The sequence below is a fragment of the Mesorhizobium sp. M2A.F.Ca.ET.067.02.1.1 genome (assembly GCF_004023285.1).
Taxonomy (GTDB): domain Bacteria; phylum Pseudomonadota; class Alphaproteobacteria; order Rhizobiales; family Rhizobiaceae; genus Mesorhizobium.
In genome coordinates, this window is sequence record NZ_RZSB01000301.1 from 1 (window position 1) to 6,678 (window position 6,678).

Genomic DNA, 6,678 nt, shown 5'->3' on the forward strand with positions numbered 1-6,678 from the left:
CGCCTATACCGGCCGGGTGATGAAGATCTTCGAGAAGCGCAGCGACGCGGTGCTCGGCGTCTTCCGCGTGCTGAAGGACGGCACGTTCCGCATCGAGCCCGTCGAACGCCGCCAGCCGGAGCTGATCGTCGACAAGGAATTCCAGAATGGCGCCCGGAACGGCGATCTCGTCGAGGTCGAGCCGGCGCGGGCATCCCGTTACGGGCTGCCCAGGGCAAAAGTGCTGGCCGTGCTGGGATCCTTGAGCAGCGAAAAGGCGGTCTCGATGATCGCCATCCATGCCCACGACATTCCCCATGTCTTTCCCGCGGACGTGATTGCCGAGGCCGAAGCGGTGAAACCGCCGACGCTCGATCACCGCGAGGATTGGCGCGACCTGCCTTTGGTGACCATCGATCCGGCCGACGCCAAGGACCATGACGATGCTGTCTTCGCCACGCCCGACACGGACGAGAAGAATCCCGGCGGCGTCGTCGTCACCGTGGCGATCGCCGATGTCGCGGCCTATGTGCGCTATGGAAAGCCGCTCGACCGCGAAGCCCTGAAGCGCGGCAATTCGGTCTATTTCCCGGACCGGGTCGTGCCGATGCTGCCCGAACGCATCTCCAACGACCTCTGCTCGCTGCGCGAAGGCGAGGACCGGCCGGCCATCGCGGTGCGCATCACCTTCTCCTCGGAAGGCCGAAAGCTGCGCCATTCCTTCCACCGTGTGATGATGAAGTCGGCGGCCAAGCTCGCCTACCCGCAGGCGCAAGCCGCGATCGACGGCGTGCCCGACGACAAGACCCGGCCGCTCCTCGACAGCGTCCTGAAGCCGCTCTGGGATGCCTATGCCGTGCTGAAGCGCGGCCGCGACGCCCGCCAGCCGCTGGAGCTCGACCTGCCGGAACGCAAGATCCTGCTGAAGCCGGACGGCACCGTCGACCGGGTCGTCGTGCCGGAGCGTCTCGACGCGCATAAGCTCATCGAGGAGTTCATGATCCAGGCCAATGTCGCGGCCGCCGAGACCCTGGAGGGCAAGAAAGAGCCCCTCGTCTACCGCATCCATGACGCGCCGTCGCTCGCCAAGCAGGAATCGCTGCGTGAGTTCCTGCAAACGCTCAGCCTGTCTCTGGCGCGCGGCGCGCAGATGCGGCCCAGCCAGTTCAACGGCATTCTGGAGCGGGTGCGCGGTGCCGACAACGAGGCGCTGGTCAACGAAGTGGTGCTGCGCTCGCAGAGCCAGGCGGAGTACTCGCCGAAGAACATCGGCCATTTCGGCCTCAACCTCCGTCGCTACGCGCATTTCACCTCGCCGATCCGCCGCTATGCCGATCTGATCGTCCACCGGGGGCTTATCTCGGCGCTTGGACTTGGGCCTGGCGGGCTGACGCAGCAGGAGGCGGACCGGCTGGAAGAGGTCGCCGCGCTGATCTCGGCCACGGAACGCCGCGCCATGGCCGCCGAGCGCGATACGGTCGACCGGCTGATCGCCGCCTATCTCGCCGAGCGCGTCAACGACACGTTCGACGCGCGCATCTCCGGCGTCACCAAGGCGGGGCTGTTTGTCCAATTGCCGCAGTATGGCGCCGACGGCTTTATTCCGGTGTCAACTCTGGGCGGCGACTACTATATCTATGACGAAACCGCCCGATCGCTGTTCGGCGAACGCACCGGCAAAGGCTATCAGCTTGCCGACCGCGTCGAAGTTCGGCTGGTCGAAGTCGCGCCGATGGCCGGTGCGATGCGTTTCGAGATGCTGACCGACCCGAAGCCCCTGCCCGGCTCGAGGCGGTCGTTCCACAAGGCCAAGGGCCGCGCCCGCGCGTCGCAACCGCGCGTCGGTCCGCGCGGCAGGAGAAGATGATGCCAGGCGATTCGCATGTGGAAGAACAGGTTTTTGGTGGCGAGCATCACTCTGGCCGTGTCGCCCGTCCGCTGTGGACGGCGATCAAGCCCGGCCTTCTCGGCCGTTGCCCGCGTTGCGGCGAAGGCAAGCTGTTTTACGCCTTCACCAAGACCGTCGACACGTGCAGCGTCTGTGGCGAGGAGATCCATCACCATCGCGCGGACGACCTGCCTGCCTATCTGGTCATTGTCATTGTCGGCCACATCGTGGTTGGCTCGTTCATGGCAGTGGAGGCGACCACCACGCTGTCAAACTTACAGCACGCGCTGATCTGGGTGCCGCTGACCATCATTCTCGCGCTCGCACTTTTGCAACCGGTCAAGGGCGCCGTCATCGGCCTGCAATGGGCGCTTTATATGCACGGCTTCGGCGGCGAGAAGGATGAATTCGAGAGCCATTCGTAAGCCAGGTCGCACCGCTGTCCGCCCTGGTTCAAAAGCCGCGACGCGCAAGCCACTTTCACAGCAAGGAAGTTTCCGCTAGGTCGGGCGCATGGAAGGAATGACCAAGGCGGATGTCGACAAGCCCGATAAGGGCCTGGCCGTGCGCAGCGGCCGGGCGCTGCGTCCGCGTGATGCCGCGACCCTTATTCTGCTCGATCGCCAGGGCAAGGATGTCCTGGTGCTGATGGGCAGGCGACACGCCAGGCATGCCTTCATGCCCGGAAAATACGTCTTTCCCGGCGGCCGCACCGATCCCGCGGACAGCTGCATTGCCGTCGGCGCGCCTCTGCGCGGCGAAGAAGAGAAAAAGCTGGTCGCCGGCCCCGGCCGGGCCAGCGCGGCGCGGGCGCAAGCAATCGCCCTGTCGGCGATTCGCGAGACCTATGAGGAAGCCGGCCTGCTGATCGGCCGCAAGGGCGCCTTCTCGACCGCGAAGCGCGACTGGCAGGGTTTCGCCGAACATGGCGTCATCCCGTCGCTGGACGTGCTCCGCTTCGTCGCCCGCGCCATCACCCCGCCCAATCGCGTGCGCCGTTTCGACACGCGCTTCTTCAGCGCCTGGCGCCACGACGTTGCCGTGGAATTGCCCGGCGGCGGCCCGACCAACGAGCTGGAGGAACTCGTCTGGCTGCCGCTTGCCGATGCCCGCAAGGCCGACATCCCGGACATCACCGGCATGATCCTGGAAGAACTGGAAGGTCGGCTTGCAGACGATCCCTTGCTGCGGCCGGGCGGCGCCGTGCCGTTCTTCCGGCTCGTCCGCAACCGCTTCGTCCGCGAAGTTCTTTAGAAGCAGAGCATTTTGGTCCCATGACGGTCGATACCCAACAACAGGGCGACGAACGCGTACACTGGCTGCCGATGGTCGCGGCTATCTCCTCGATCAGCGTCGTCGGCATCGCCATCGGCCTCGGCATGCCGCTGCTCAGCGTCATTCTGGAAAGCCGCGGCCACTCCGCATCGATGATCGGCCTCAACACGGCCGTCGCCGGCCTCGCCTCGATCGCCGGCGCGCCTCTGGCAACCCCGCTTGCCATGCGGCTTGGCGTCGCCTGGACCATGCTGTTGATGATCGCCATCGGCGCGCTCGCCTTCGTCGGCTTTCACTTCGCGCCGGATTTCTGGATGTGGTTCCCGCTCCGCGTCGCCCTGCATATCTCGCTGACGGTGCTGTTCATCCTGTCGGAATTCTGGATCAGCACCTCCGCGCCGCCGAACCGCCGCGGCCTTGTGCTTGGCATCTACGCCACCGTGCTGTCGCTCGGCTTCGCCGCCGGACCCTGGCTGTTCGCCCATCTCGGCAGTTCGGGCTTCCTGCCATTCGGCGTCACCATAGCGCTGGTGACGCTTGCCGCGATTCCGGTGCTGGCGGCCCGCAACGAGAGCCCGACAATCGTCGCCGAGAGCGAGACCAGCCATTTCCTGCGCTACATCTGGCTGGTGCCGACCGCGACCTTCGCCGTGCTTGTCTTCGGCGCGGTCGAGACCGGCGGTTTCTCGCTCTTCCCCGTCTATGGCAGCCGGATCGGCTATTCGGAGGCCGACGCTGCACTTCTGCTGACGATGATCGGGCTCGGCAACGTGCTTCTGCAGATCCCGATCGGCATGATCAGCGACCGTGTCTCGGATCGGCGCCATCTGCTTCTGGGCTGCGCCACCGTCGGCCTGATCGGCACCGTATTCATGCCCTTCTTCGCGCAGAACTGGCATCTTATGGCCGCCCTTTTGTTTGTCTGGGGCGGCGTCGTCGCGGCCATGTACACGATCGGCCTTGCCCATCTCGGCTCGCAGCTTTCCGGCCATGAGCTGGCATCCGCCAACGCGGCCTTCGTGCTGTGCTACGGGGTCGGCATGGTGATCGGTCCGCAGGCGATCGGCATCGGCATGGACGCCTTCGGCCCCTCGGGCTTCGGCTGGTCGCTGGCCATCTTCTTCGCCGCCTACATGCTTCTGGTCCTGGTCAGGCTGGTGCGCAAGATTCTCTAGCGGCGGACGCCGCCGGCATCGGACATCCTGACATCACCGTGTCAGCAGCACCCCTGCTATACCTTGGCTCCAACGCCAGGCAGGAGAATTGCGATGATCGACAGCGGCTTTGAAACCAAATCCCTCAGGATGGAACTGCTTCTGCTCGTCACATTCCAGGCGCCGGTTGCCGATGTCGAGCGTATCATGGAGGCGGTAGTGGCGATAACGCCGCTGCGCATGGGCAAATATGACAGCAACGCCTATCAGTCGGCGCAGGGCATCGAGCGCTATCGGCCGCTCGACGGCGCCGCCGCCGGCGCCGAGAACGAACTGCGCCGGCGGCCGGGCACCGTCGAAGTGTCATTCGAGATCGCTGACGACCAGGCGCTCGCCGCCCGTGTCGTCGAGGCGATATTCCAGGCCCATTCCTATCAGGAGCCCGTCATCCGCATCCAGCCGCTGCTCGCCAGCCGCTCCAAGGGCCTGGACGACCGCGCCAATCCGAATCGCAGGTGGAACACGACCGGCGACTGGAAAAAGAAGGGGCAGCTGGTCGAGCATAGCGCTTGAAGCGGTGAAATCGCCCATGCCGAAATTAGACGAAGAAGGCGCCCGGGCTTGACTTTCCGGGCGCGTTCTTTATGTGTCGCGCCAAGTTTCCCGCGTCCGGGTGTTTTCCCCGTGCTCCAGCGGCCAAAACTCCACGAACATTAACGGACGAACATCATGGCCAAAGCCGCAAACATCAAGATCAAGCTTCTGTCGACCGCCGACACCGGGTTCTTCTACGTGACCAGCAAGAACAGCCGTACCAAGACGGACAAGCTCTCGTTCCGCAAGTACGATCCGGTCGCCAAGAAGCACGTCGAGTTCAAGGAAACCAAGATCAAGTAATCCGGTTTCCCGCCGCGTAAGCCAAAAGCGCCGCCCTTGGGGCGGCGTTTTTGTTTTCAGGAGGGACCGGCGGCAAGGTAGCCGCGCCGCTGTTCAGCGCTGGTTCGCGGTCGGTTCAGTCTTGAAAAAAAGGGGGCCGGTCGGCGTTTGGCAGCGGTACGAGGAGGCCACTATGTGCCAGCGCCGGCCGGCCGACCCCACGGACCCAGGAGATGCGGCGGACCTGAGCATCATGGGGTATTTTTCGGATCGAGCCGGCTAGTCTACCCTCGTGCCGGCCTTGCCTTCTGTCTATGCCGCAGATTTGCGCAAGACCTTATAAAAATCAACCATTTCTTAACCACCGCTCGCGAATCGCTTGGGTTAAGGTAAATTCCTAACCTTGTAGGGACGGCCGGGAATCGGCGCCTTTGCAGGCACGCCGCTGAAGCGCGAACATGCGCGAAATCTAAATCTAAAGCATAAACAGCGGGTCGGGAAGATGGCGAGGCGCTTCAAGCCGCCTTGGCGACCACCCGATTGCGGCCGCCGCTTTTGGCTTCATAGAGCGCAAGGTCGGCGCGCTTCATCAGTGCCGCGACGCTGTCGGTTCCGTTCAGAAGCGAGGATACGCCGACGCTGACGGTCACCTCGATCGTCTTGCCGTCGTTCCCGATGGCAAAAGGCGCCTGGGCGATCTCGGCGCGGATGCGCTCGGCCACCTTCTCGGCGACCGCGCCGTCCGTGTCGGGCATGACCACGACGAACTCCTCCCCGCCGAAGCGGCAGGCGAGATCGATGCCGCGCACATTCTTGCGCAGCCGTCTGGCGAATTCCCGCAGCACATCGTCGCCGCCGTCATGGCCATAGGTGTCGTTGATCAACTTGAAGCGGTCGAGATCGGTGATCATCACCGACAGCGGCCGCCGCCGCGCTGCGGCGCGATCGAACAGCGTCTGCAGGTGGCTGTCGAGGTAGCGCCGGTTGTGCAGCCCGGTCAGCCCGTCGATCACCGCCATCTCGATCGTCTGGGCAACGCTGGCGCGCAATTGGTCGTTGTAGCGCTTGCGCCGCACCTGTGTGCGCAGCCGCGCCATCAGCTCGTGCTGGTCGATCGGCCGGATCAGGTAGTCGTTGATGCCGAGCTCCAGTCCGCGCAGGATGCGGCCCTCCTCACCCTCGTCAGCGAGCAGCATGATCGGCAGGAAGCGGGTGCGGTCGAGCGAACGCAGTTGCGAGCAAAGCCTCAGCGCATCGAAGCCGGAGAAGGCGGTCGAGATCAGCACGCATTCATACGGCATCTCCGCCGCCTGGAAGAACCCTGCATTTGGATCGGTCGCGACATCGAGCTCGGCGCTGAGGCGCAGCATCTTCTGGATGCGTTCGACCGAGGATCTGCGCTCGTCGATGAGAAGCACCTTCGGCTTGACGTCTTCGGTCGCGAAATCACGGCTCAGAAGTTCCTCGATCCCGATATTGCGCGTGGTCGAGGCGCGCAGCCTGAGC

At 64.4% G+C, this 6,678-nt stretch carries 7 protein-coding genes; 6 read left to right on the forward strand and 1 reads right to left on the reverse strand.

Features of this window, described 5'->3' with window-relative positions; genetic code table 11:
* From rnr to rpmG, 6 genes are all read left to right on the forward strand, one after another.
* Positions 1–1,846, forward strand: a 1,846-nt coding sequence (gene rnr, locus EOA28_RS19965; RefSeq protein ID WP_128315199.1) for a ribonuclease R, incomplete at its 5' end; no start/stop codon positions are given.
* Complete coding sequence (locus tag EOA28_RS19970) at positions 1,846–2,292, forward strand: DUF983 domain-containing protein (protein WP_127250153.1); 447 nt, start codon at positions 1,846–1,848, stop codon at positions 2,290–2,292. The genes rnr and EOA28_RS19970, both read left to right, overlap by 1 nt.
* A gap of 88 nt (positions 2,293–2,380) precedes the next feature.
* Positions 2,381–3,121, forward strand: coding sequence for an NUDIX hydrolase (locus tag EOA28_RS19975; RefSeq protein WP_127250152.1), 741 nt, complete (start codon positions 2,381–2,383; stop codon positions 3,119–3,121).
* 20 nt (positions 3,122–3,141) lie between these two features.
* Positions 3,142–4,317, forward strand: coding sequence for an MFS transporter (locus EOA28_RS19980; protein ID WP_126060507.1), 1,176 nt, complete (start codon positions 3,142–3,144; stop codon positions 4,315–4,317).
* 93 nt (positions 4,318–4,410) lie between these two features.
* Positions 4,411–4,869, forward strand: coding sequence for a hypothetical protein (locus EOA28_RS19985; protein ID WP_127386062.1), 459 nt, complete (start codon positions 4,411–4,413; stop codon positions 4,867–4,869).
* 156 nt (positions 4,870–5,025) lie between these two features.
* Positions 5,026–5,193 carry a 50S ribosomal protein L33 gene (gene rpmG, locus EOA28_RS19990; RefSeq protein WP_006201775.1) on the forward strand — a complete coding sequence of 56 codons (168 nt, stop codon included), beginning with the start codon at positions 5,026–5,028 and terminating at the stop codon, positions 5,191–5,193.
* A 494-nt stretch (positions 5,194–5,687) separates the two neighbouring features.
* On the opposite strand, the gene EOA28_RS20000 is transcribed toward rpmG, so the two are convergent.
* Positions 5,688–6,678: diguanylate cyclase (locus EOA28_RS20000; protein WP_128315200.1), on the reverse strand; the 991-nt coding region annotated here is incomplete at its 5' end.